Source organism: Aquimarina sp. RZ0, assembly GCF_008370685.1.
GTDB lineage: Bacteria > Bacteroidota > Bacteroidia > Flavobacteriales > Flavobacteriaceae > Aquimarina.
This window is the reverse complement of the sequence record NZ_VTZU01000057.1, coordinates 1-23749: the sequence shown is the minus strand read 5'-3', so window position 1 is coordinate 23749 and position 23749 is coordinate 1. Positions and strand designations below refer to the sequence as shown.

Here is a 23749-nt window from a genome sequence, read left to right as displayed (position 1 = left end):
GATATTAAAGGTTACTATACAATGGATACACTTAAAATAGGAGATAAAGAATTTTCTTCACGATTATTTACCGGAACAGGAAAGTTCAGCTCATCTGATTTGATGAGAGAAGCCTTATTGGCTTCAGAAAGTGAATTGATTACTGTGGCACTTAAGCGAGTGGATGTGAATAATGATGATGATGATATATTGACGCATTTAAAACATAAAAGAATTAATTTATTACCAAATACTTCGGGAGTGCGAGATGCCAAAGAAGCGATTTTTGCTGCTCAGTTAGCAAGAGAGGCATTAGAAACTAATTGGGTAAAATTGGAGATTCATCCGGATCCAAAATATTTATTACCGGATCCTATAGAAACACTAAAAGCTGCTGAAGAGCTGATTAAACAAGGTTTTGTAGTAATGCCATATATTCATGCAGATCCGGTTTTATGTAAACGATTAGAAGAAGTAGGTGTACAATGTGTCATGCCATTAGGAGCACCCATAGGCAGCAATAAAGGATTAAAAACCTTAGAGTTCTTAGAAATTATTATAGATCAAAGTAATGTGCCTGTTATTGTTGATGCAGGAATAGGAAGTCCATCACATGCGGCATATGCTATGGAGATTGGAGCAGATGCAGTACTCGTAAATACTGCTATTGCAGTTTCACAGAAACCAGTGGCTATGGCAAAAGCTTTTAAGATGGCCGTAGAAGCTGGTCGCATAGCGCATAATGCTAAGTTAGCACCTGTTAAACAACATGCAGAAGCCAGTAGTCCGTTAACTAGCTTTCTTTCAAAAAGCAGTTAACATATAGTAATGAACTATTCAGGATATTAGTCTATTGCTAATTTTATTAAATTGGAAATTATGGTGAATTGAGAGTTTTAGAAATTATGAAGTTTGAAAAAAAAGCACATCAATTTGTCTTGTTAATATGTTGAAGTGATAAAGAATTTTCCAGAATAAGAAAAATATTGAATTCGCGAGACATCAAAAAAAGCTAATCGCTAAATGCTATTATAAATAATGAAAACATTCAAAAACACATTCGATACCTACAACTGGGATCAAACACTTTCAGAGATTCTTTCTAAAACGAAGGATGATGTGCAGAGGGCATTGGATAGTGAGAAAAGAAGTTTAGAAGATTTTAAAGCATTAATTTCTCCGGCAGCTACTCCATATTTAGAACAAATGGCGCAGTTGAGTTATCAGATCACAAAGAAACGTTTCGGAAATACAATCCAAATGTATGCTCCGATGTACTTAAGTAATGAGTGCCAGAATATCTGTACCTATTGCGGGTTTAGTATGACCAATAAAATTGCAAGAAGAACTCTGACAGATAAAGAGATCTTAAGAGAGGCGGCGTTTCTAAAATCAAAAGGATATGATCACATATTATTAGTAACGGGAGAGGCTAATAAGACCGTTGGAGTAGCTTATATTAATAATGCAATCAGACTCATACAATCCCAATTTGCTAATATTACCATAGAAGTCCAGCCTATGGATCAGTCTGAGTATGAGTTGTTAATTGATAATGGCTTGTATGCTGTATTGGTATATCAGGAAACATATCATAGAGAAGAATATAAAAAGCATCACCCTAAAGGAAGAAAGTCTAATTTTGAATATCGATTAGAAACACCAGATCGTTTAGGTAGAGCAGGGATTCATAAAATAGGATTAGGCGCTTTATTTGGGCTAGAGGATTGGCGTGCAGATAGTTTTTTTACAGCACTACATCTAGAGTATTTACAGAAAACATACTGGAAAACAAAGTATTCTATATCATTTCCCCGGCTAAGACCGCATAGCGGTGGATTGGAACCAAAAGTGGCAATGACTGATACAGATTTAGTACAACTTATTTGTGCTTTTAGATTATTAGATGAAGATGTAGAATTGTCTATGTCTACTAGAGAAAGTGAAGTGTTCAGAGAAAATATAGTGAATCTTGGTATTACCTCCATCAGTGCAGAATCCAAAACTAATCCTGGCGGATATGTAGTAGAGCCTCAATCTCTGGAGCAATTCGAAATATCAGATGAGCGTTCTACAGAAGAGGTAGTAGAGATGCTTAAAAACAAGGGGTTAGAGGTGGTTTGGAAAGATTGGGCTCATAACTGGCAATAAGAAAGAAATACTATTTTTAAAAAACCGTTATGCTTACAAGCGAAGAAAATATACAATATAGTCGCCACATTCTTCTGGAAGAAATAGGGATTGAAGGGCAGGAGAAACTTAAATCAGCCAAGGTTTTAGTGATTGGAGCTGGTGGATTAGGGTGTCCTATACTTCAGTACCTTACTGCAGTAGGTGTCGGAACCATAGGAATTGTTGATGATGATGAGGTAGATCAAACGAATCTGCAACGCCAGATTTTGTATACTGTAGATGATATAGGAAGATCAAAAGCGGCAGTAGCATCAGAAAGATTGTCCAGATTAAATCCATTTGTTTTTTTTAAAGTATTTGAGGAAAAATTGGAGGTAGATAATGCATTGGATCTCTTTTCAGGATATGATATTATTGTCGATGGGAGTGATAATTTTCCCACACGATATCTGGTCAATGATGCTTGTATAATAGCAGATAAACCTTTAGTATTTGGGTCTATATTTAAATTTCAGGGGCAAGTTTCTGTTTTTAATTATAACCAGGGACCTACATACCGCTGTTTATTTCCTGTGCCTCCCAAATCCGGAGCAGTTCCTAATTGCTCTGATATTGGAGTTTTGGGAGTATTGCCAGGGATTATTGGTAGCTTACAAGCAAATGAAGTGATAAAGATAATTACAGGTGTTGGGGAAGTCTTAAAAGGAAAACTTCTTTATTTTGATGCATTGACATTGCAACAACAAATCTTGAGTTTCAAAAAAAATCAGGATATCGAGATCTATGAGCTCGAAGAAGATTATGAGTTTTTCTGTGGAGTACACTCTATAAAATTACAGGAAATCTCAGGAGTAGATCTAAAAGAGAACAAAGATAATTATCACATTTTAGATGTTAGATCTTTAAAAGAATTTAATGATTTTAATATAGGAGGAACTCACATTCCTTTAGAAATGTTGATCCATAGAACTTCAGAATTAAATAATAAGAAGCCAATTGTTGTTTGTTGCCAATCTGGACTGCGAAGCAAAAAAGCAATAGAGATTATTTCAGAATATAGAAAGGATCTGGATTTATTTAATCTTAAAAATGGATTTTCTTCATATTAATTAGTGATGGATATGGTATTTCCTTGTTTGACAGCTCTGTATGCTAATAGCGGAAAATTCCCTTCGCCACTTATTTGTTGACCAAATGATGAAATTTCATATTGATTGTCATTTCCACAGTTAGACGATGCTCTGGTTCCATTTACTTTTAGAGCAGAGCAAGAACGACTGGCTTCTACATTAGGATCACTTAACTCATAAGCAAAAAACTGTTCATTATTAGCGTTATATATAATAACTCCTTTTATTCCTCTGCCGTCCGTTTGATCAACAAAAACACCTCCAGGAAACTTAAGGGCAGTATATTGAGGCAGGTTGAGGTTAATCTGAAAATTAACCTGGACATTGGGTAAGAAAGGATTATCTGTTCTAGTATCATCACTACTGCATGAGAGTGAGAATACTATAATAAGCAGGGTGTATATAAACTTTTTCATTTTCATATTTTATGCATTACAATATATAAATATATTTAGACAAAATTTTTAGCAAGCCAAATTAAGTAAAAATGTGATTAGGCATTTTTTTTTAGTATATTTGTTTTAGAGTTAAAGTCCCATACCCGTGGGATTTTTTGTATTTATATAAACGATGAAGTTATGAGCAAAGTATCTTATTACAGTGCAGAAGGGCTAAAAAAATTAAGAGATGAGTTGAGTAATCTCAAAGATATAGAAAGACCAAAGGCATCTCAGGCAATAGCAGAAGCCCGTGATAAAGGAGATTTGAGTGAAAATGCTGAGTATGACGCAGCAAAAGAAGCACAAGGATTATTAGAAATGAGAATTTCTAAGCTAGAAGAAACATTATCCAGTGCACGACTAATTGATGAATCTCAATTAGACACTTCAAAGGCTTTGATACATTCTACTGTAAAGATTAAAAATCAGACGAATGGAGCGCAAATGACGTATAAGTTGGTAGCACAGAGTGAAGCGGATCTAAAAACAGGAAAAATATCTGTAGACTCTCCTATAGGCAAAGGTCTTTTAGGTAAGAGTATAGGAGAAGTAGCAGAAATTCAGGTGCCTAATGGGGTTATGAAGTTTGATGTTGTAGAAATCACAAGAGAATAGTAGTATTAAACAGGTTATGTAATTTTTTTTAATTTTTAAAAGAAAGGCTTTTTTATGGTTTTTAATTCTCAATAAATACCCTATATTTCACATATATAAACCAATAAAAATTTTAATGAATGTCTACCCTGTTCACTAAAATCATAAAAGGCGAGATACCCTCTTATAAAATCGCTGAGGATGATAATTTCTATGCATTTTTGGATATTAATCCTAATGCGATAGGACATACACTATGTATTCCTAAAAAAGAAGAAGATAAGTTATTCGATCTCAAGGAATCGGAGTATATAGAACTTATGCGATTTTCTCGTAAAATTGCAAAGGCTCTTGAGAAAACTATTAGCTGTAAGCGAGTAGGAATTGCTGTTGTAGGACTAGAAGTTCCTCATGTTCACGTGCACTTGATCCCATTAAATGACATGAAAGAAATTACATTTGAGCATAAAGTATCTATGTCTCCGGGTGAATTTGAATCGATAGCGGCTAGAATTCAGTCTAATTTATAAGAATGGACTCTTCAGATTTTAAATTATCCTTAAGGCTCAGAATTGATTGGAGTGAAATGGATACCTACCAGCATGTGAATAATGTAAATTTCATGAAATATATGCAGAGTGCACGTGTTCAGTTTTGGGAGGTTTCTGGATTATCAAACTTATATTCTGAAAAGAAAAAAGGGCCTATGTTGGTCTCTACTAAATGTGATTTTAAACATCCTTTGTTTTTTCCAGGAAATGTTTTGATCAAAACCAAAGTAGCATTTATTAAAAATTCTAGCTTTGGGTTATCACATAAATTATACAATGATTCAGGTACTCTCTGTGGAGAAGGTCAGGATGTAGCAGTTTGTTTTGATTTTAACGAAGATAAAACCTTTTTGATTTCTGATACATTAAGAGAAATTATGAAGCAATATATGTAATACCATTTCAGGTTCTGAAATGCTCAAATAAAAAGCAAATTATACTGGGCGGTTTTAAATCCTGAAATGGTATATAAAAGTATATGATTTCTAAAGAAAGTCAGAGCGATATAGGTATATAGATAGAGAAAGACATAATAGGAAAAACAACAATAATAGTAGATAAGTAGTATTTGTAAATCTTGTAGAACTTGGTTTAGGTTGCAGTGTTTTTTTGTGATACTCATATACCCGCTCGATATCATCAGTCCATCTTCCCGGAAAAATGGTAGTTTCACACTGTTTACAATCCATTTGTTCTACAATTGTCTTTTTCGTTTTAATAACGAGTCTGGAAAATACCTTCTCTTGTTTAAAAGAAAGTAGAAGACTTTCTGTAGCATAGCACTCAGGACAATTATTATTAAGAATTGTTTCTTTTAGAACGATATATTCGGTTTTCACTTTGTTGAGTTTAGAATATGTATAACGTTTTACGGTTACTTATGTTATGAGGAGGCATCAGATTTACGTAGTGTAATCTGAAATATAGTACCTTTGCCCATATCGGATTTAAGTACTTTAATTTTTCCGGAATGATACTCTTCAATAATTCTTTTGGCAAGAGAAAGTCCAAGTCCCCAGCCACGAGTTTTAGATGTATATCCAGGGTCAAAAATTTTGGTAAATTTACTTTTTGGGATTCCTTTTCCAGTATCTTTAATTTTTATAAATACTCGTTTAGTGTCATCTGTAAGAGAAACACTTAGACCACCTTTACCACGCATAGCATCAATCGCATTTTTAACTAGGTTTTCTATGGTCCAGCTATAAAGCTGAGAGTTTAGATCCACTGAAATAGGTTTTTCGGGTAGGTCTAGAGAAAAGTTAATCAACTTAGAACTCCTGGATTGAAGATAAGTATATGCTTCTCTTGTCTCTGCTACAATGTCTACTTCTTCTAAGTTAGGAATGGATCCTATTTTAGAAAATCGTTCTGTTATTACTTTTAATCTGGAAATGTCTTTTTCTATTTCTACAATGTACTCAGGATTTACATGTTCTCCTTTCAATATTTCATTCCAACCTACTAATGAAGATAATGGGGTTCCTATCTGGTGCGCAGTTTCTTTTGCCATTCCAGCCCATAATTTATTCTGTTCACTAGCTTTAGATGTAGTAAAAAAGAAGTAGATAACACCAATCAAAAGAAAAAGAATCAAGGCAATGGCAATTGGGTAGTATCGTAGTTTATTAAGAATAGATGAATTCCCAAAATAGACATATTGAATACTGGTTTTTAAGTCTAATACGATGGGTTGATTCTCTGATTTCATTTCCTCTAAGTACTCCAGAAGTTCTTCTTCTGATAAATTATCAGGTAAATTTTTTATTTTGCCATCTCGGATTATTTCATTTTTATCATCTCTCAATAGGTTTCCTTCGCCATCGGTTATAATAATAGGAATTGTACTGTTGGTTTGATTGATTAGATTGGATAGGTCTAGATAGTGGTCTTCTTGTATACTATTTAAGGCTTTATACGATTGTGCCCAGACCTGCATTTTGGTAGTTTCATCCTTTTTTAATCGTTGAAGAAATAAAGAAGTGTTCCATAATACGAGGCCTGTGATAACCAGAACCGCAAAAATGATAAAATAACTTGATAGATGACGCTCGTCAGAAAAATTCATACAAAAGGAGTGTTAACGAATCTTAAATATAAACGTTTTAAAATAATTTTATTGTTTAATTAATAGTTAAGAAAAGACACCAAATAAGATTAAGTCTGAGATCAAAACTTTAATTATCTTTGTTTATATACATAATTTATTTATGATTCGTATTGATCCAACACAAGTTTCCATAAAAGAATTACATGGAATGATGCTTGGTGCTATTGGTCCCAGACCTATAGCTTTTGCAAGCACAATAGATAGCGAAGGAATTCCTAACCTTTCACCTTTTAGTTTTTTTAATGTGTTTAGTGCAAATCCACCAATTCTTATCTTTTCTCCAGCCAGAAGGGTAAGAGATAATACAACAAAGCACACCTTAGAGAATACAATGGCAATCAGAGAAGTGGTGATTAATATTGTAAATCACACCATAGTACAGCAAATGTCATTGTCAAGTACAGAATACCCTAAAGGGATCAATGAGTTTGAGAAATCTGGATTAACTATGGTGGATTCTGAAAAAATAAAACCGTTTAGAGTAGGAGAAGCACCAGTACAGTTTGAGTGCAAAGTGAATGAAATAGTTCCTTTGGGAACAGAGGGTGGAGCAGGTAATCTTATTATTTGCGAAGTACTTTTGATGCATATCAAAAAAGAGGTATTGGATGCAAATGGAAACATTGATCCGTATAAAATAGATCAGGTTGCGCGTATGGGTGGTAACTGGTATACAAGAGCTAATAAAGGGATGTTTGAAGTTTCTAAGCCTTTGATTTCTATAGGTATGGGTTTTGACGCTTTGCCAGAAGTTATAAAGAATAGTAAGGTGTTTACAGGAAATGATCTAGCGAAACTAGCGAATGTAGAAGGAATCCCTGAAAAGAGTGCTGTCATAACATTTGTTAATAACAATAGTGATATTATGAGTAAGATTCAGGGGGCTAACCTAATAGAAATTCATAAATTTGCACAACAGTATTTAGAAATGGATGATGTAAATACTGCGTGGTATATTTTAGCAGCAATACAATAATAAATTAAGATGGAAGTACAAGGTAAAGTAAAGATGGTCGGTGAGACACAAACTTTTGGGAACAATGGTTTTAGAAAACGTGAGATAGTAGTAACCACAGAAGAACAGTATCCGCAGCACATAATGGTAGAGTTTGTTCAAGATAAATGTGATTTATTAAACAGCTTTCAGGTAGGTCAGGATGTGAAAATTAGTATTAATTTAAGAGGTCGCGAGTGGGTAAACCCTCAAGGAGAGACAAAATATTTTAATTCTATCCAGGGATGGAGAATAGAAAACCTTCAGGCTGCAGCTCCTTCTGGGCCAAGTCCAGTGCCACCTGCAGATGCTTTTGAACCAGCTACAGATCTTAAAGAAGAAGATCACGATGACTTACCATTTTAAGTCATCTCATAATATAATATAATAGCAAAAAGTCCGATACACATGTATCGGACTTTTCATATTGTGGTTTTAGATTAACCTTTTAATAAAACTCAAAAAAGCAATGATGAACAAAATTTATCTTAAAAGGTTCCAACAAATATTACGATTTTTTTGATCAATTCAAACAACTAATTGATATTTAACGTTGTAGAAACATTTAGTTTTTTAGCTTGTATATTCTTAATAATTCCATAAAGTTCCCTCCCGTATCTTTTGCTAATGAAGATGGATTGTTGGCATTAGGAGGAGATTTGTCTACTTCCAGATTGCTCGCTGCATATCATAGCGGGATTTTTCCTTGGTATGATGAAAATCAGCCTGTTTTGTGGTTTAGTCCAGATCCAAGAATGGTTCTTTTCCCTGATGAGCTCAAAATAAGTAAAAGTATGCGTCAGCTAATTAAGAAAGATATTTTTGATATTACATTTAATACTAATTTTAAGAATGTGATTAAAAGCTGTGCTACCATAAGTCGAAGTGATCAGCAAGGTACCTGGATAACTCCAGATATGCAGAAAGCTTATATAGAACTTCATAAAATGGGTTATGCCATTTCTGTAGAAGTATGGCAAGATTCACAACTAGTAGGAGGGTTATATGGTATTTGGTTAGAGGATAAAAAAATATTTTGTGGGGAAAGTATGTTTTCTAAAGTAAGTAATGCCTCTAAATTTGGTTTTATCAAACTGGTCTCTTTTTTAAAAGAGAAAGAAGTGCGGTTAATAGATTGTCAGGTGTATACAGATCATCTGGCGAGCCTGGGAGCAAAAGAAATTACAAGAGACACATTTATGAACTACTTAAAGTAAATGTTTTTAATCTATTAGAGTAAAGTCTTCATATTCGGCAACAAAGAGTCCTTTTTTGTTTTGATAGAAACCACTTTCATCTACATTATAATTAATAGGTCTAGTCGCAGAGTTATAAGCTGGAGTAAAAATATCAACTAATTGAGTAAAATCATTGGATATTACAGAATGAATGTTTCTTTTAGTAGTAGTCAAGCTACTAAAACTATTCGGGGCTAAAATCTTATCACTAACTTCTTGAATTGTACATTTACGGATAGTTTTTTTCTCGCCTTGTAAAATGACTTTTCTAGATTTATTTAACTGACTTACTAAGTTATAATTTTTAATTTGTAGCTCTCCTGATATAACATTTGTAATCCCACTCATAGATGGGTGATCGTGGTGGGAGAAGGATTCACCTTTTTCTAATTGAAAAAGTGAAATCTGAAAATCGATTTCATAATGTAAGTTTATGAAATCTGAAGTTTCTGAAGTGGCATCATTGTAATTGTCAAAAGCATCGCGAACATTTTTAAATGCTTCAAAATTATATTGATGTAAGAGTTTTTGAGCCTGTTCAATATATTTTTTTTGATTCCAGAGTAGGTTGTGCTGAGTTTTAGCAATTTTAGTCAATTGTTCTAAAAATGCATCCCAATTAATCTTTGTGGAAGGGTTCCAATTTCCCTGATAACCATTTGCTTTTTGCGCATGAATAGATATTTCAGGTAATTTCGATGCTATTGATACGATTTGTGATTAAAAAATTCGTATAAATTCATTGAATTATTTTTTCTTTATGCAAGGCAAAAAAATCAAGCATAGCTATAGCTACGGTTTATTTTTTAAACGAAGTAGAAAGGAAAAAGAAACGATGAATATGCGAAATTTTTAGTTATAAATCGTATGAGGCAAAACCTAGAGCATTTAATTTTACGACTTCCTTTTTTTGAAATCATCCATTTTCTGTTTTTTTTATTGTTTATAAAGATTTTTGTAGGGGTGTTTATATGTAAAAAATATATTTTTAGGCTAGTATTAACTAGTTAATTTTTGTTTTTGTATCTCCAAGTAATTCTGGTTTATACAATTTAAAAATTGTTTAATTTTATCGAGAGAGTCTTTGTTTGCCTTATTATTATTTTCTCTTGTTCCTCCTAAATTATACTTTTCATCTAATAAATGCCCGGCATTTTTGTAGTTGAAATGAGTACACAATGATTTTTTCTTATTGATCTCATTTATTTCTTTACATATAGCTTCTGCCATAATATCTGCTGGCCATATGATATCGAGACTTCCACTAAATAAAAGTGTAGGAACTTTTATTTTGCTGTAGTCAATTGTATGATTAATAGGAGGGGTCATATCAATTAGAGATTCTTTATATAAATCAGTAATTCTTTGCATAGGTTTTGATTGCGTCTTGTATGGTGTAGCGGGTAGTGGTTTTCCATCTTTACTCCAACTAGACAAGGGGGGTCTAGACCAATCCCTAATAATTCCTGGCCAAACGACTGAACTTGGGGCTATTCCAATAACGCCTTTATAACTATTGTCTAAAGACGCTAGCACCAATGCAAGTTCTGCTCCTTTAGACCAGCCTACAATCAGTAATCCATCTTGTTTTATTTCATCCCTTTTTAAGAACCAGTTTTTTGCAGCATCAAAATACTCTAATGGGATCATTTCTAGCTCTTTATTTATTTTCTCTCCTTCATTGAAGTAAGCTAATGACAATACAGAATATCCTAATGAAGCTATCTTATTTGCAAGATGTGTTGGTTTTCCTCCTTCTGATCCGCCAAGTATTATAATTCCATAATTTCCTTTTATACTAGATTGAAAATAATCAGCTTCAAAACCAATATCATCAAAATTTCTTAAAGAAGTAACTTTAACTATTTGTTTTTCAGTATTCATATTTTTATTTTTAAGATTACACTACGATTAAAACCTTTATTCATTTTACTTTTCAAAATAACCTGAGATGCTAAATAGTTGATAGTTTTTTATTAAATACTATAAAGAGAAGAATCATAGAAATAATTACTAGAATTGCCGATAAAAAAAGAGGTCTCTAATATAATAGACTTACGTTCACCAATTTTTGGTATTAATATTCGATTTACCTCTCCTTGTACAAGTACATTTTTTCTTCCCACCTCCATTAATGACCAACCTATCCGAGAAAAACTCCAGTTAAATTTAACTATCATATCGTATGTGCAAGTCGTTGTACGCGAATGAAATGCTAATTGTAATAAGAAAAAAGCATACAAAAATTGGATAGGTATAGAAGACAATCTTATTCTTTTTAATATCCCAAAAGGGGCTAATTTATTCCAGAATATTTTTCTTTGAATTTTGAATTCCATAGTCTCCGTTAAAAATATATATCCTAATAATAGATTAATTGCAGATACTCCAGATGCAAAAAATAATGGAGCTCTTGTGCCAAAATACTCTCCAATAAAACCTCCTAATGAAGGATCTATCATTAAACCTAATCCGAATGCAGAACTGATAATGCTAAAATTGACAGTTCTTTTTTCCTTGGGAGAAGTATTTGCTATACAAAGATTAGTTGTGGCAAAAGTAGCTCCAAAAATTCCCGAAAATATCCAGGCAATAAAAAGTAATTCTATGTGTTGAGCAAAATCCATAATTAATAATAAAGGTCTTCTTTTATAAATATCAGATAATGAAGCTGTCATAGGGCTAGATATAAATCTGGTTGAGGCATATCCAAGCATTAGGTGTCCAGTCCAATTTGCTGTACTTGATAGACTTTCTCCGGTTATATCCATAATGAGTTGGGGCTTAATCTAAATAATGATTCCGAAATCAAAAGAATTAATCAACAGCGTAGTAAATAAAATAGAGGTTATGTACTTATTGTTTTTCTTTAGCTTCACAATATTTTATTTTCTAATTTTAATGGCATCATTTCTGATCAAAAACTTCTTACTGAAATTTGCTCTTTTTTGCCTAAACCAAAAACATCAGTGTTTTATTCGAGTAATTTTAAGTCAGAAATGATATTATTGCTTTTGATTCCATCGTTTCCACCAAGAAGTAAACCCTTTGGTACGATATTCATCCTCTTGAAAAGGCCCTGATATGTAATGAAGTGAAGAAACACCTGATTGGGTTTCTTCTACCAGCTTTATATCTTGCTGAATAGTTGTATCCCATAACCAAGTCAATTCTTCTTCTGAAGCATAAAAATCTTCAGCTGTCATCCATATAAGTTCAACATCAGTCTCTGTTACGGATTTTGGTTTTATAGTAAAAAGCACTACATAATCAACATAAGCTATATAAAATAAGAAAGGTCCTATACAACCAAATATGGCTCCTCCTTCTAGACCATCAGCATTTCCTAATGTGGCTCCCATTCTTTTACCATCTTTACTAGCAGTCAATGTGTCTCCACCTAACGGCATATTTGTGTTAAAATGAAACAAATTACTATCCACATGAAAATCAACATCAACAGGTTGTATCCATCCTTTCTTTTTAGCTTGTATACCCCAATTAATAGCATCATTTACATATAAATCTTCTCTACCTGCTTCAAATTGGTCGATAAATCCTTTAACTTCTCTTAATTCAGGATGATTGGGAGCACAGTGCCAACACTCTAAAAAGTTTTCTGTCCAGAGTTTCCAATTTGCTGCTACATGATACGTTTTTCTTACACTAATTTTAGCTTTATTTAGCTTAAGAGTACCTAAAATATTTTCTAAATTTTTTACTTGTTCATATTGTTCATTATATGCATGATAAAAAACTAAACCGGCAGATTCTTGTATCTGTAATTTACGTAAACAAAGGTGTTTAAATGATGCATTGGCCTGATCTCCACGGGCTATTACTAATTTACCATCAAGATCATATTTCCAGGCATGATAGGGGCATACAATGGATTTAAGTCCTTTTTGGGGTTTTACAGGACTGATATCATTCTCTAATAGCTTTTTCCCTCGATGACGGCAGGTATTCGCCAATGCTTGAATCTCTTCTTTTTCATTTCTTGTTACTATTACACTTTCTGATGCAATATCAGAAACTACATAGTTTCCTTTTTTGGGTAACAAACAAACAGGTGTTGCCATTATTGGTAAATAACGGAACAATCCATAACGTTCGCGCTTAAAAATTTCTGGATCTGTATAAGCATTACCTGATAATGATTTAGTTTCCTCCTTGTTGATAGCCACAGTAGTGGTGCTAAAATCTTCCATCTCTTCTGATTTTTTAGGATTAAAATTATTCTACAAATCTTGAATGTTCTGCTTTTAATATATCCACAGCTTTCTTAAATTGTGGATAAGACTTTGTCTTTTTGAGCATTTCTTTCCAATCTGAAAAGGAGATAAAATCATACTTTGCTCGTATTTGCGCTTTTGCGCTAGCGATAATAATTTCTGGGTCTTCTGGGTTTTTTAAAAGTAATGCCTTAAAAACTTTACTAGCTTGTGCCGATAAGGCACCTATTTCGATAGCATGCCCAGCGTTACGTATCTTAAAAAGATATTTATATGCATCGAAAAAATCTAATATCCGATCATTGGTTTCTTTTGATTCGAGCCAATTCATAGCAGCTAATGCTTCAGTTCTATAATGTGCCCTTTCAGATGGCTTTTCTCTTCTATTACCAAGTACAATTAATATTTTGATTAAGGCAATTAAATCATCATTACTCTCATATGCTTTTATTCTTGCAATAGGTAACCATAGATTTGCAGTCTCTTCATCATTTTCAGCAAGAGCTTTTGTTGCTACTTCTAAGGTAGCTTCATTAGAAGGTGGTTTGATAGCAACTTCCATGCTCTTTATGATTTCTAAATCCAGCGCCCATAAGTCTATTGAAAAAATATCCTGAAAAACCTTAGCCCCTCTACCCTCTCTTAATTTTGGTTTAATTTTTTTAAAAGTCTGTACTAAGGTATTTAAAGATGTTTTTTGAATCATTTTTTCAATAAGAAAAGCTGCTAAAAAATGTACCCTTAAATCACTATTACTAGAATGATCTATTGAATTATAATTATTGGCAGGAAGCACTCTTGAAAAATAAGGGTCATTTCTCCATTCAATTTCCACAAGTGCTGATAAGCTTGGCCTATCCCAATATTTTACTTCTTTAAGTACTTTATCATTAAGTGCTTGGTATTGAAAAAGAGTTGCCAGCCCTTCATCTAAAAATAAAGAACGAGACATTAAATTACAATGAGTAATTTCATGAATCATAAGATCTTTGTTTTTTATATCAGATTTACTTGATGCAATAAAACCAAGACCATTGATTCCTGTAACTGTATGAAGAGGTGTTCCATCTGGACAAATATCAATGATCAAAAGCGGTATAGGTAATTGAAGTTTATCTTGTACCCAAGTAAGTGCTTCTTCAATCAGTGTTATTTCTTCAGGTATTAATACATTATTCCCTAATAAAAAGAGTTTGTCTGATAATCTTGTTATTTTTTTGAAACCATCTGCCAAATCAAATGCCAGATTCAACCATAACCCTTGAGCTCCCCGATTAGTTAGCTCTTCTGCAATCTCTCTTGCTTTTATCCATGACTCTTGAGCTGCAAACACAAAAAGGGATTTAAATAATTGCCTTGGTGTTTTTTCTATTAAAGTTTCCATCATTTTATAATTTTTTATTAATAAAGCTCCTCAATGCAGGTACACGAGGTATTTATTCAAGTACTAATTTCCTTAGTAAGAATGTTAAGTTTTCAAACTTTTCTCTTTTGATAAGATATCTCTTAAGGAATTAGATTTAAAAGAAATATATATTTCTACCTTGTTTTTCCTACAAAAAAACAATTCAACATCGTTTCATCTACTCCGTCTATTTGAAGCATCTGATTGACCTTATCATCATTTGCTCCTCCCCAAATAATAGAACCCAAGCCTAATCCTGTCGCTGCTAGCCCAAGTTGTTGTAGTATCCCTCCAGCTTCTGTAAGTGTAAAACGATACCCTAATGAGCCATATTTGTGCAAACTGCGCTCGAATATCCCTGTAAGAACAATAATTGCTCCTATATCTTGAAAAGAATCATTAGCATCAACACTCTTATATAATTCTTTTGGATCTATAGTAGGAGATATCAATGCTAGTTCATGTTTTTTTGGAGAATAATTATAGCTTCGCCAGTTTGTATACTCCTTATTAGGTCTTAATACATATATCTCTACAGGATATAATCCTCCTGCAGAAGCATACGTTCGAAAGTGTAATTTTGCCTTTTCATTAATTGCAGATTTCACTTTTCTGGTAACTCGTAAACTAGCTAGTAAATCTGATAATTCTTGATCGGATAACGAGCCTGGTTTATAATTTCGGCATGATTTTCTATGAGTTGAAACCTCATGGAAGGAGTTATTTATTGGATTTGCCGGTGGTAGTTTTAATGATGATTTTAAAGTATAATATTTATGATTTAATGAATCTGCCTGTAACTGAAGTCCATCATAAAGATGTTTTATTATTGCTTTAACCTTCATTGGTTTAAGAGCATCGGATTGCTTCGTGTTTTCATGAAAAATTTCTACCATATTTTTCATTTCTTTTCTATAAGCCTTCTCTAATGATGTATTAGTATCCAAATAATCATTTATAGTTTTAGATTCCATAAGATGTTTTTTATTTTAGAATATATTATTATTTCCCCTGATTGCTAATATGCATCAACAACAACTAATCATTTAGCCAGATATTTATTTGAAAAAAATATGAGCGTCTATGAATAATAAGGATGTTTAAATTATTTTTTTGAACTTTGAAGTAATAATTACTTTAAAAAGAATTTATGGAAATGGATGAATTTCTTCATTTATAGGAATGTTTTGATCTCTACCCTTATATTTCAAAAACTGTTCAAAACGTCTTCTATCAAGAGGGACTCTCCCATAACCACACCACATAGGTTGAAGACCTGGTACCACTGCTTTGGTAACGTATAAACCTAAGCTAGCAACATCGTCTGGAGTAATATCAATCAGATATGGGGTGTATCCAAACTTATCTAATTTAGAGATAAGGATTTCTAACTGTTGTGAGTGGTCTAGAGCTTCACTAGGTGATGTTGCTGATAAACCATCTAATAGAGTAGATCTTTCAGTAGTTTTCCAGAAAAACTCGGCAAATCGCTCTTGTTTCTTATTTTGCGTGTAGTACCTTACATGTTCCGTAAACATTACAATTTCTTCTTTTTTTATTTTTCTGACTTCTTGCTGTATTCTATCTTCTTGCTGCATTATCAAACACCAATTGAAGGTATGAAAACATTCTACTACTGCTTTTTTTAATGCAGTTTTGACACATAAATTTGCAGATGCTCCAAGCGCTATTCCTGGATGGTTGGGAATTTTGGCTATTACCAAAATTACCGGAACATCGATATCATTGGTTATATCACAAAGGAACAGTTCAATTTCTTGACTCTGTATCTGTAATAGCATTTTTTTTAAATCAGGATCTGCGCAATCGATTGCTTGCTGTAGGTCAATTTTTTTTGGAGATTGTTCTGCTGCCCAATGTAATGAATAAGCATCTCTTTCTATAGCTTCATATAAACCAGAACATGCTGCCCATTCTCTGGTAGGACCACATGCTAAGCCTGTACTGTAAGCATCTGATAAATACTCACTTTCATGTCTATGTTGATACGCAAAAAAGGCTAATGAAGCAGGGAAATGTACCGTCTTGTGATCCGTCAATCTTTCTGCTTCGGTCCAGCCGATAGCTACATTAGGGTCATGACGCTTATATCTAATATTAGGGTTGTCATATTGCTCTTTGCTAAAAGAAATAAAACTATTTGGATCAACAAAGTCATCTTCATGTAAATCTTTGGATGCTGCCCAAGCGATGCTTTCAGGATCATATACTGCGCCCGCAAACCTTTCTATTCCCTCTCCAATTGCCGACCAAATAGAAGATATCCTATCTAAAGATGCTCCGGCAGATTGTCTTTCCATTGTAAATAGCCTTTTTTCTGCACCTGGTGATACGATAAAAGGGTCTTGAAACTCTGCGATTGTGATAAAAATATCCGGTTCTTCTGGCATTAAAGGAATTTCCTTTATATATCTAATAATTCCATAGTCAGGATCCAATGTACGATCCAATAATGTAGATAATTTGTTGTCCATAATGTGATGTTTTTTCTTAAATAAGCTCTTTTAGAATAATTTAAGCCTTTGCAGAGAATTGCTCTCTAATAGTTCTTTTAGGTTTATCTTCCGTATTATTGCAAACTCCACAACGAGGTAAGCGTAGTATAGGAGAGTATTTAATGTTTAGATAAACTGGGTCTACTTTTACGATATTTGAAGGACCAGCTAAATCATAATTGCCATCTAGAATAGTCATTATATGTCTGGTAATTAATGCAGATGCCATATTATCCAATACAAGACCTCCTTCATAACTAGGTGAATTTTTAGCATCCCCAGTCGAATATGCTTTCAGTTCATCTGGAAAAAGGCTAGATCCTAATTCTCTTTTATAGGCACATTCTAGACAGGCTGTTTGTTTTGGTATTACAAAGGGGCCTATTACAAATTTTCGCTGAGCCCAACGAAAGAATAGTATTGGTTGATTCTTTTTTACTGCAGTAGCATTTGCTTTGCGTAAGAATTTATGATCCTCCTGATCACTAATGGCGATAATCAGAGATGAACTGTCTTGATTATCAGTAATCTTGATGTTTGACTTTTTAAGTGATTCTTTAGTTAAAGAGGCTAATTTTCCATCACCTAAAAATGTTATTGAAGTAGGGATAGATTCTAAATCTATTTTTCCTGCAGATGTTCCATGCAAATCCATCAATCTTTGAAATTGCGAAACCGAAGAGTAATCTTCTTGGACTAATAACCCTTTTGAATCTAACAATTCTTTTAATTGTTTCATGATATCTTCATCTACTGAAACATCATTCATTTCTGTAGAACGAAGTGCTGTTAACGCATTTGATATATCAGTAGCATGCTTATCAAAGGTAATATGCGTTCCATCTGGTTGACGAAGTTGAATTCGATTTTCATCTATTTTAACCCAATCTGTATCAGGGTGTAAAATTAAATTTTGTGTATCCATATTTTTAAATTCAGACAAATAATAAGTGTCCCTTTTTTATTTAAATTATTTTTAGTAACTTACTATTGATTTTAGTAGAGTTGCGTTACCTGCCCTCTCATAGACAGATAGCGCAACTTTTACTGATTACAATTTGTTTTTATAGAAGATTGATTCTCTTCTATACTAGCTTCACAAGTAGAAGTACAAGCTTCTGCTGTTACATCTGTTGTAAATTATATATCTGAAGATTCTAGCTCAGAAATATAGAAGCTAAGAGGTTTCTCCTCTGAGCTACACTACTCCACAAGAACAGCTACAAGCTCCAGCGGTTAAGTCTGTTGCAAATTCTATGTTCGAATTTTCTTGCTCAGAAACATAAAAACTAAGAGGTTTCTTTTCGATACTAGCTCCACTACTAGAACTACACGTACATGTACAAGCTCCAGCGGTTAAGTCTGTTGCGAATTCTACGTTTGAATTTTCTTGTTCAGAAGCATAGAAGCTAAGAGATTTCTCCTCTGGAGCTACTCCACAAGAACAGCTACAAGCTCCAGCGGTTAAGTCTGTTGCGAATTCTACGTTTGAGTTTTCTTGCTCAGAAGCGTAGAACGAAAGAGATTTCCCTTCTGGCGCTACTCCACAAGAACAACTACAAGCTCCAGCGGTTAAGTCTGTTGCAAATTCTACGTTTGAATTTTCTTGTTCAGAAGCATAGAAGCTAAGAGATTTCTCCTCTGGAGCTACTCCACAAGAACAACTACAAGCTCCAGCGGTTAAGTCTGTTGCGAATTCTACGTTTGAATTTTCTTGTTCAGAAGCATAGAAGCTAAGAGATTTCTCCTCTGGAGCTACTCCACAAGAACAGCTACAAGCTCCGGCGGTTAAGTCTGTTGCGAATTCTACGTTTGAATTTTCTTGTTCAGAAGCATAGAAGCTAAGAGATTTCTCCTCTGGAGCTACTCCACAAGAACAGCTACAAGCTCCGGCGGTTAAGTCTGTTGCGAATTCTACGTTTGAATTTTCTTGTTCAGAAGCGTAGAACGAAAGAGATTTCCCTTCTGGCGCTACTCCACAAGAACAGCTACAAGCTCCGGCGGTTAAGTCTGTTGCGAATTCTACGTTTGAGTTTTCTTGTTCAGAAGCATAGAAGCTAAGAGATTTCTCTTCTGGCGCTACTCCACAAGAACAGCTACAAGCTCCTGCTGTTAGATCTGTTGCGAATTCTACGTTTGAGTTTTCTTGCTCAGAAGCGTAGAAACTAAGAGATTTCTCCTCTGGGGCTACTCCACAAGAACAGCTACAAGCTCCTGCTGTTAGATCCGTTGCGAATTCTACGTTTGCATTTTCTTGCTCAGAAGCGTAGAAACTAAGTGATTTTGAATTTTTCATTTTAAAAAAAATTATGTTAATAATTGATTCAAAGAAATAATTTCTATCACATCTTACTCTAAGTGTATATACTTATTTTGAGTATTTTCAAATAGGATTGAATTGTATAAAGGTTAATTTTAGTAATAAAATCGTTTTGATTCATAAACCATTAGAATTGTAAAATTTGGTATTATTTACTCAATTGTTATTAGCTCCATACATTATTAATTGATATCATTTTTTTATTATGAAAAACGTTTATTTTAGTTAATCTTGACTAACTAAGTTAATTTCAAAACCTAATACCCTAAATGAAAAATCATATAAGATTTCACCCATCTACTAAAAATCTTAAAATAGAACGTTCCAATTAGGTGTGAGCTACGTATATTTTTGTCAAAGGGGATTGTCACTATTGATCTTTGCAATTGTTTTGTAGTAGGGAACACTTTTTAATACAATATTTCACAGTGGTGAATAAACATTAGATGCCGAAATCGAATGTGGAGCACTGTAAATATGGTAATTGTAATAATTTAAATAGGGAGAACTATTTTTTTGGACACCTTTTATATCAGTTATTTTTTCTAAAAAGAATATAAGGTATATAGGAAATATGCTCCTTTGCAAACTGTATATGATTATTTGCTATTAATTCTACTTGTTGATCGAATTGATGTTTTGGATTTAAATTATATTTTTGAATCCACTTAGAATAATCTTTTGTTTTAAATAAATCAGCTACCATTTCATATACCTCTATCTTTCTTTTTTCTTGATATTCTATAATAGTTTTTATACAATAATATAATTCTTCTTGATCGGTATTACATGTTAAAATGAGGTGAAATTGAATCTCATTACAAGAAAATGATTTTAATGATTTATTTATTTTCTGATGGAACTTAATACCTTTAGAAGAGCTAGGGTTGCTAATAATAAGAAAAGTATTATTTTTCTTTGTCTTATTCAATAAAATTGGAGATAGGTCTGCAGGCACCATAATTTGACTTTCTTTTTTTAATAAAACTCTCAGTAATTTGTTGCCTCTTATCAAGACATTCATAGCTGTAATATGTAAACTCAGAACATTATATAACTTCATAAGTATATAGATCATGAAAATGATAAATAATGAATAAATAAAAGTGTAGTCGGTTTTGGAAAAGTGAAAAAGAAAATTGTATACATTTTTTAATCCTTTATAGGTATATTAATTTGTTAAAACTAGGTATATATTGCGTTTAAAGGCTTGTTGACCAAGAGTGCATTGATAAAAGTTATGAGTTATTGGGAATTATTAAAATTTCTTCTGACTTTTGATCTGATAGCTTATCTGTTTAAATACAATTATTTATTACTTTGTTCTATTACTCGATAGTTATTAAGAAGCTCTATAATAAGTGCCTTTCGTTTTATTAAAAACAAAGTCAATCTGCCTTGACCTAAAATATCAAATTTCTCAGCTATATGTTGTCTATGTGTCTCAATAGTTCTTTTACTGTTATGCAGTATTTTTGCAATTTCATTACTAGTTTTTCCTAGAATTATAAGTTCTATAACCTTAAGTTCTTTTGGGGTTAATATTTTAAAACCATCTTTAATAAAATTATCCGTATTCTGATCTTTTCTAAATTTTTCTCTGAATTCGTTACTTATATATGTTTCCTGTCTACATACTTTTTTTATACAATCTATAATATCCTGTTTTTTAGAATTTAAATATAAAAACCCTAAAACACCTTGGGCAAAAAAAGATTCAAAAACATGTTTCGATATAGAATTAGAAACTAATACAGTTCGTATTTTTCTATAACTACATGTTACATGAGTTAAAATATTGGATACTATGTCATTAGATATAGTATCCAAATTAATAACTAATATATCTGGATTATGATTCGTTAAAGAGCTTAGTATATATTCATTATTATTTCCCTTATAATTCGATGCTAACTCTATATGGGAATAATCACTTGTTATTTGCTTAAATCCTAATTTTGTCATCTGACAATCATCAAAATGTAAAATTTTATATGGCATATTACAAAATTTGCATGTTACTAATTAAATTCATTTCGTTTGAGGAACTTCTATCAAAAATGAGATGGAAATTTTAAAATCAATTTATAACCCTTCGGATCGAGTTGTTAATTAATTCATCTTTATATAGATTAAAAAACCTATGATAACTTTTCAATTTTTATATGACTACACAGCATTGTTATCATTAATCGCCTATAGAAATATTAAAATCATTTGGATAATGTATCACATCAGAAATTACTGCTAAGAACTCTGGATCTTTAATTTCGTAGATTGAAAAATCTGTATCTAAATGCATAGATTCAATACTATTTGATTTTCTTTTTGTCTTCATATTTACATATTTAATAGAGCCTTGATTCGTCTCGATACTTCTGAATATACATAGTCACTTTTTACGTGATGGGTTATAATAAAAGTGAATAATCTAGTCTTAGTACTTATTAATAGTTTGCTACTTAGTTTGTATTGAATTTGATAAATCCTTTTATTAATAGTACTTGACAGCAGCCATAAATAGTATTAATTACTAAAAGATTAATAAATCTCAATACCGAAATAAATCAAGGTCAAAATCATAATTTCATTTTTTAATAAAGTGTCATTCATAAAACAGTTTTAGTCTCACGTACATACAGGACAAGTAGGCATAAAACTCTTTCTTTTTTCATCATTATCTCCTAGACCTCCTCTAATTGTTTTTAAGTGCTCAATTTTATAAACCTGTATCTTGTTCAAGCTTAATTTACTTTCTGGATATTCAGTTTTTGATTTTTTCATTTTTATAATATTTAAAGGTTAATAATTTGTCTCAAAGGTATATTTGAAACTGAAACCTCATATCATAAATTCCTATAAATCAGGATGAATTCTAGAAAACAAATAGTACTTGTAAGCTTTTTTCCAGAAAACGGGGCAAAATGTTTGATAAATACAGGAAGTTCTTCAACAAAAAAGTTAACCTTAAAAATAAAATAAAACATTACTTTGAAACACCGTGAGAATATTTTGTATACATCATTGATAAAACAATTAAATCATTTGTTGATACCTACAAAAACCAAAGGCATACTTATCACGATAAAGATGATAGTTTTTGATCCATCTATTTTCTTATAAAGAATAAAATCTGCCATAAAGAAATTACTTATCTCTTTATATATATCCAGAAAACCTTTGCTTTTTGAAATAAAAAGAATTTTTTCTAAGTACATAACAAAAATATAATTAACTGATTATCAATAAAATAAGTATGGTTTTTTTAGAATAAAGCATTGATTTTCAGTATATTAGATGAATAATTCGACCTATTTACCTAATGGAGAAAACCAATGCTGTCACTAAAAACAGTGAATTAACTTCTGTTCTTAATACTCATTTTCAAGGAAAAATAAATCTTGCTCGGATAAAGCTAATAGCACTTTTCATTACTAGCTTATGCAAAGTACAATCTGTAACCTTCGATAAATTAGTCAATGGTTTTGATACTACTACTAATGCTAGCTCCTCTTTAAGGCGTATTCAACGTTTTATAGCTGAGTATAGCTTAGAAGCTGATCTGATTGCTAAATTGGTTTTTAACTTATTGCCGAAACAAGATAAAGTGAAATTAACTATTGATCGTACCAACTGGAAATTTGGGCAAACCAATATTAATATATTTATGTTAGGTATTGTTTATAAAGCTGTTGCTTTTCCTCTGCTCTTTACCATGCTTGACAAAAGAGGAAACTCCAATAGTCAGGAACGTATAGCGCTAATAGAACGGTTTATCAAATTGTTTGGAAAAGAGTGTATTGATTCCTTAGTTGCCGATAGAGAGTTTGTAGGAGAGAAGTGGATAGGTTTTTTGAACCATAATCAAATTCGATACCATATCCGTATCCGTAATAATTTTATGGTCTATTTGCCTCATAAGAACAAACAAACAAAAGCATTCTGGTTGTTTAATGACTTGAAAGTAGGTCAGTATAAACATTATGATAAAATCGTATCTCTTAATGGAGAGCTGTGTTACATTTCAGGATGCAAACTACACAAAGGGGAATTCCTGATTATTATATCCTTGAACAAACCACAACAAGCTAATCAAGATTACAA

General features: G+C 32.4%; 25 protein-coding genes. 10 read left to right on the top strand and 15 right to left on the bottom strand.

Features of this window, described 5'->3' with window-relative positions; translation table 11 throughout:
• The first annotated feature begins 21 nt into the window (after positions 1 to 21).
• From F0000_RS19570 to moeB, 3 genes are all read left to right on the top strand, one after another.
• The gene (locus tag F0000_RS19570; RefSeq protein ID WP_149626418.1) at positions 22 to 798 is read left to right on the top strand and encodes a thiazole synthase; all 777 of its coding nucleotides are present in this window, start codon (positions 22 to 24) and stop codon (positions 796 to 798) included.
• 219 nt (positions 799 to 1017) lie between these two features.
• The gene (thiH, locus tag F0000_RS19565; protein WP_149626417.1) at positions 1018 to 2130 is read left to right on the top strand and encodes a 2-iminoacetate synthase ThiH; all 1113 of its coding nucleotides are present in this window, start codon (positions 1018 to 1020) and stop codon (positions 2128 to 2130) included.
• Between the two features lie 29 nt (positions 2131 to 2159).
• Complete coding sequence (moeB, locus tag F0000_RS19560) at positions 2160 to 3221, top strand: HesA/MoeB/ThiF family protein (protein WP_149626416.1); 1062 nt, start codon at positions 2160 to 2162, stop codon at positions 3219 to 3221.
• Here moeB and F0000_RS19555 read toward each other — a convergent pair.
• Positions 3218 to 3658 carry a hypothetical protein gene (locus F0000_RS19555; RefSeq protein ID WP_149626415.1) on the bottom strand — a complete coding sequence of 147 codons (441 nt, stop codon included), beginning with the start codon at positions 3656 to 3658 and terminating at the stop codon, positions 3218 to 3220. The genes moeB and F0000_RS19555 overlap by 4 nt on opposite strands.
• 162 nt (positions 3659 to 3820) lie before the next feature.
• On the opposite strand from F0000_RS19555, the gene greA reads away from it, so the two are divergent.
• The 3 genes from greA to F0000_RS19540 all read left to right on the top strand — a co-directional run bounded on the left by greA (position 3821) and on the right by F0000_RS19540 (position 5222).
• On the top strand, positions 3821 to 4297 hold the full coding sequence (gene greA / locus F0000_RS19550; RefSeq protein ID WP_149626414.1) for a transcription elongation factor GreA: 477 nt from the start codon (positions 3821 to 3823) through the stop codon (positions 4295 to 4297).
• A gap of 119 nt (positions 4298 to 4416) precedes the next feature.
• Positions 4417 to 4806, top strand: coding sequence for an HIT family protein (locus tag F0000_RS19545; RefSeq protein ID WP_149626413.1), 390 nt, complete (start codon positions 4417 to 4419; stop codon positions 4804 to 4806).
• 2 nt (positions 4807 to 4808) lie between these two features.
• Positions 4809 to 5222, top strand: a complete 414-nt coding sequence (locus F0000_RS19540) for a thioesterase family protein (protein WP_149626412.1) — start codon at positions 4809 to 4811, stop codon at positions 5220 to 5222.
• A 90-nt stretch (positions 5223 to 5312) separates the two neighbouring features.
• Here the strand turns inward: F0000_RS19540 and F0000_RS19535 are convergent, their stop codons facing one another.
• Both F0000_RS19535 and F0000_RS19530 read right to left on the bottom strand, forming a co-directional pair.
• Positions 5313 to 5666 (bottom strand): hypothetical protein, encoded by a 354-nt coding sequence (locus tag F0000_RS19535; RefSeq protein ID WP_149626411.1) that lies wholly within the window; start codon positions 5664 to 5666, stop codon positions 5313 to 5315.
• 44 nt (positions 5667 to 5710) lie between these two features.
• The gene (locus F0000_RS19530; RefSeq protein ID WP_149626410.1) at positions 5711 to 6895 is read right to left on the bottom strand and encodes a HAMP domain-containing sensor histidine kinase; all 1185 of its coding nucleotides are present in this window, start codon (positions 6893 to 6895) and stop codon (positions 5711 to 5713) included.
• Between the two features lie 142 nt (positions 6896 to 7037).
• Here F0000_RS19530 and F0000_RS19525 point away from each other — a divergent pair, with 142 nt between their 5' ends.
• The 3 genes from F0000_RS19525 to aat all read left to right on the top strand — a co-directional run bounded on the left by F0000_RS19525 (position 7038) and on the right by aat (position 9148).
• Positions 7038 to 7913 (top strand): flavin reductase family protein, encoded by an 876-nt coding sequence (locus F0000_RS19525; protein WP_149626409.1) that lies wholly within the window; start codon positions 7038 to 7040, stop codon positions 7911 to 7913.
• Positions 7914 to 7922: 9 nt separating this feature from the next.
• Positions 7923 to 8297 (top strand): DUF3127 domain-containing protein, encoded by a 375-nt coding sequence (locus F0000_RS19520; protein ID WP_149626408.1) that lies wholly within the window; start codon positions 7923 to 7925, stop codon positions 8295 to 8297.
• 212 nt (positions 8298 to 8509) lie between these two features.
• Complete coding sequence (gene aat, locus F0000_RS19515) at positions 8510 to 9148, top strand: leucyl/phenylalanyl-tRNA--protein transferase (protein WP_149626407.1); 639 nt, start codon at positions 8510 to 8512, stop codon at positions 9146 to 9148.
• Between the two features lie 6 nt (positions 9149 to 9154).
• Here the strand turns inward: aat and F0000_RS19510 are convergent, their stop codons facing one another.
• The 12 genes from F0000_RS19510 to F0000_RS27860 form a co-directional block, all read right to left on the bottom strand.
• Positions 9155 to 9766 carry a hypothetical protein gene (locus F0000_RS19510; protein WP_188112194.1) on the bottom strand — a complete coding sequence of 204 codons (612 nt, stop codon included), beginning with the start codon at positions 9764 to 9766 and terminating at the stop codon, positions 9155 to 9157.
• 402 nt (positions 9767 to 10168) lie between these two features.
• Positions 10169 to 11053, bottom strand: a complete 885-nt coding sequence (locus tag F0000_RS19505; RefSeq protein WP_149626405.1) for an acyl-CoA thioester hydrolase/BAAT C-terminal domain-containing protein — start codon at positions 11051 to 11053, stop codon at positions 10169 to 10171.
• A 92-nt stretch (positions 11054 to 11145) separates the two neighbouring features.
• A complete protein-coding gene (locus F0000_RS19500; RefSeq protein WP_149626404.1) occupies positions 11146 to 11940 on the bottom strand; it encodes an MFS transporter in 795 nt (264 codons plus the stop codon).
• 234 nt (positions 11941 to 12174) lie between these two features.
• A complete protein-coding gene (locus F0000_RS19495) occupies positions 12175 to 13380 on the bottom strand; it encodes an aromatic ring-hydroxylating dioxygenase subunit alpha (RefSeq protein ID WP_149626403.1) in 1206 nt (401 codons plus the stop codon).
• A 25-nt stretch (positions 13381 to 13405) separates the two neighbouring features.
• The gene (locus F0000_RS19490; protein ID WP_149626402.1) at positions 13406 to 14788 is read right to left on the bottom strand and encodes a hypothetical protein; all 1383 of its coding nucleotides are present in this window, start codon (positions 14786 to 14788) and stop codon (positions 13406 to 13408) included.
• Between the two features lie 155 nt (positions 14789 to 14943).
• Positions 14944 to 15783, bottom strand: coding sequence for a SagB/ThcOx family dehydrogenase (locus F0000_RS19485; protein ID WP_149626401.1), 840 nt, complete (start codon positions 15781 to 15783; stop codon positions 14944 to 14946).
• A gap of 174 nt (positions 15784 to 15957) precedes the next feature.
• Positions 15958 to 17304, bottom strand: coding sequence for a YcaO-like family protein (locus tag F0000_RS19480; protein ID WP_149626400.1), 1347 nt, complete (start codon positions 17302 to 17304; stop codon positions 15958 to 15960).
• Between the two features lie 40 nt (positions 17305 to 17344).
• A complete protein-coding gene (locus F0000_RS19475; RefSeq protein ID WP_149626399.1) occupies positions 17345 to 18250 on the bottom strand; it encodes a TOMM precursor leader peptide-binding protein in 906 nt (301 codons plus the stop codon).
• 273 nt (positions 18251 to 18523) lie between these two features.
• A complete protein-coding gene (locus F0000_RS19470) occupies positions 18524 to 19621 on the bottom strand; it encodes a hypothetical protein (protein ID WP_149626398.1) in 1098 nt (365 codons plus the stop codon).
• Between the two features lie 556 nt (positions 19622 to 20177).
• Positions 20178 to 20708, bottom strand: coding sequence for a hypothetical protein (locus F0000_RS19465; protein WP_149626397.1), 531 nt, complete (start codon positions 20706 to 20708; stop codon positions 20178 to 20180).
• Between the two features lie 245 nt (positions 20709 to 20953).
• Entirely contained in the window at positions 20954 to 21646 is a 693-nt protein-coding gene (locus F0000_RS19460) for a LuxR C-terminal-related transcriptional regulator (RefSeq protein ID WP_149626396.1), read from the bottom strand.
• 187 nt (positions 21647 to 21833) lie between these two features.
• On the bottom strand, positions 21834 to 21983 hold the full coding sequence (locus F0000_RS27860) for a hypothetical protein (RefSeq protein WP_188112192.1): 150 nt from the start codon (positions 21981 to 21983) through the stop codon (positions 21834 to 21836).
• Between the two features lie 984 nt (positions 21984 to 22967).
• Between F0000_RS27860 and F0000_RS19455 the strand changes: the two genes are divergently transcribed.
• Positions 22968 to 23749 (top strand): IS4 family transposase (locus F0000_RS19455; RefSeq protein WP_149626395.1); only part of this gene is annotated, 782 nt, incomplete at its 3' end.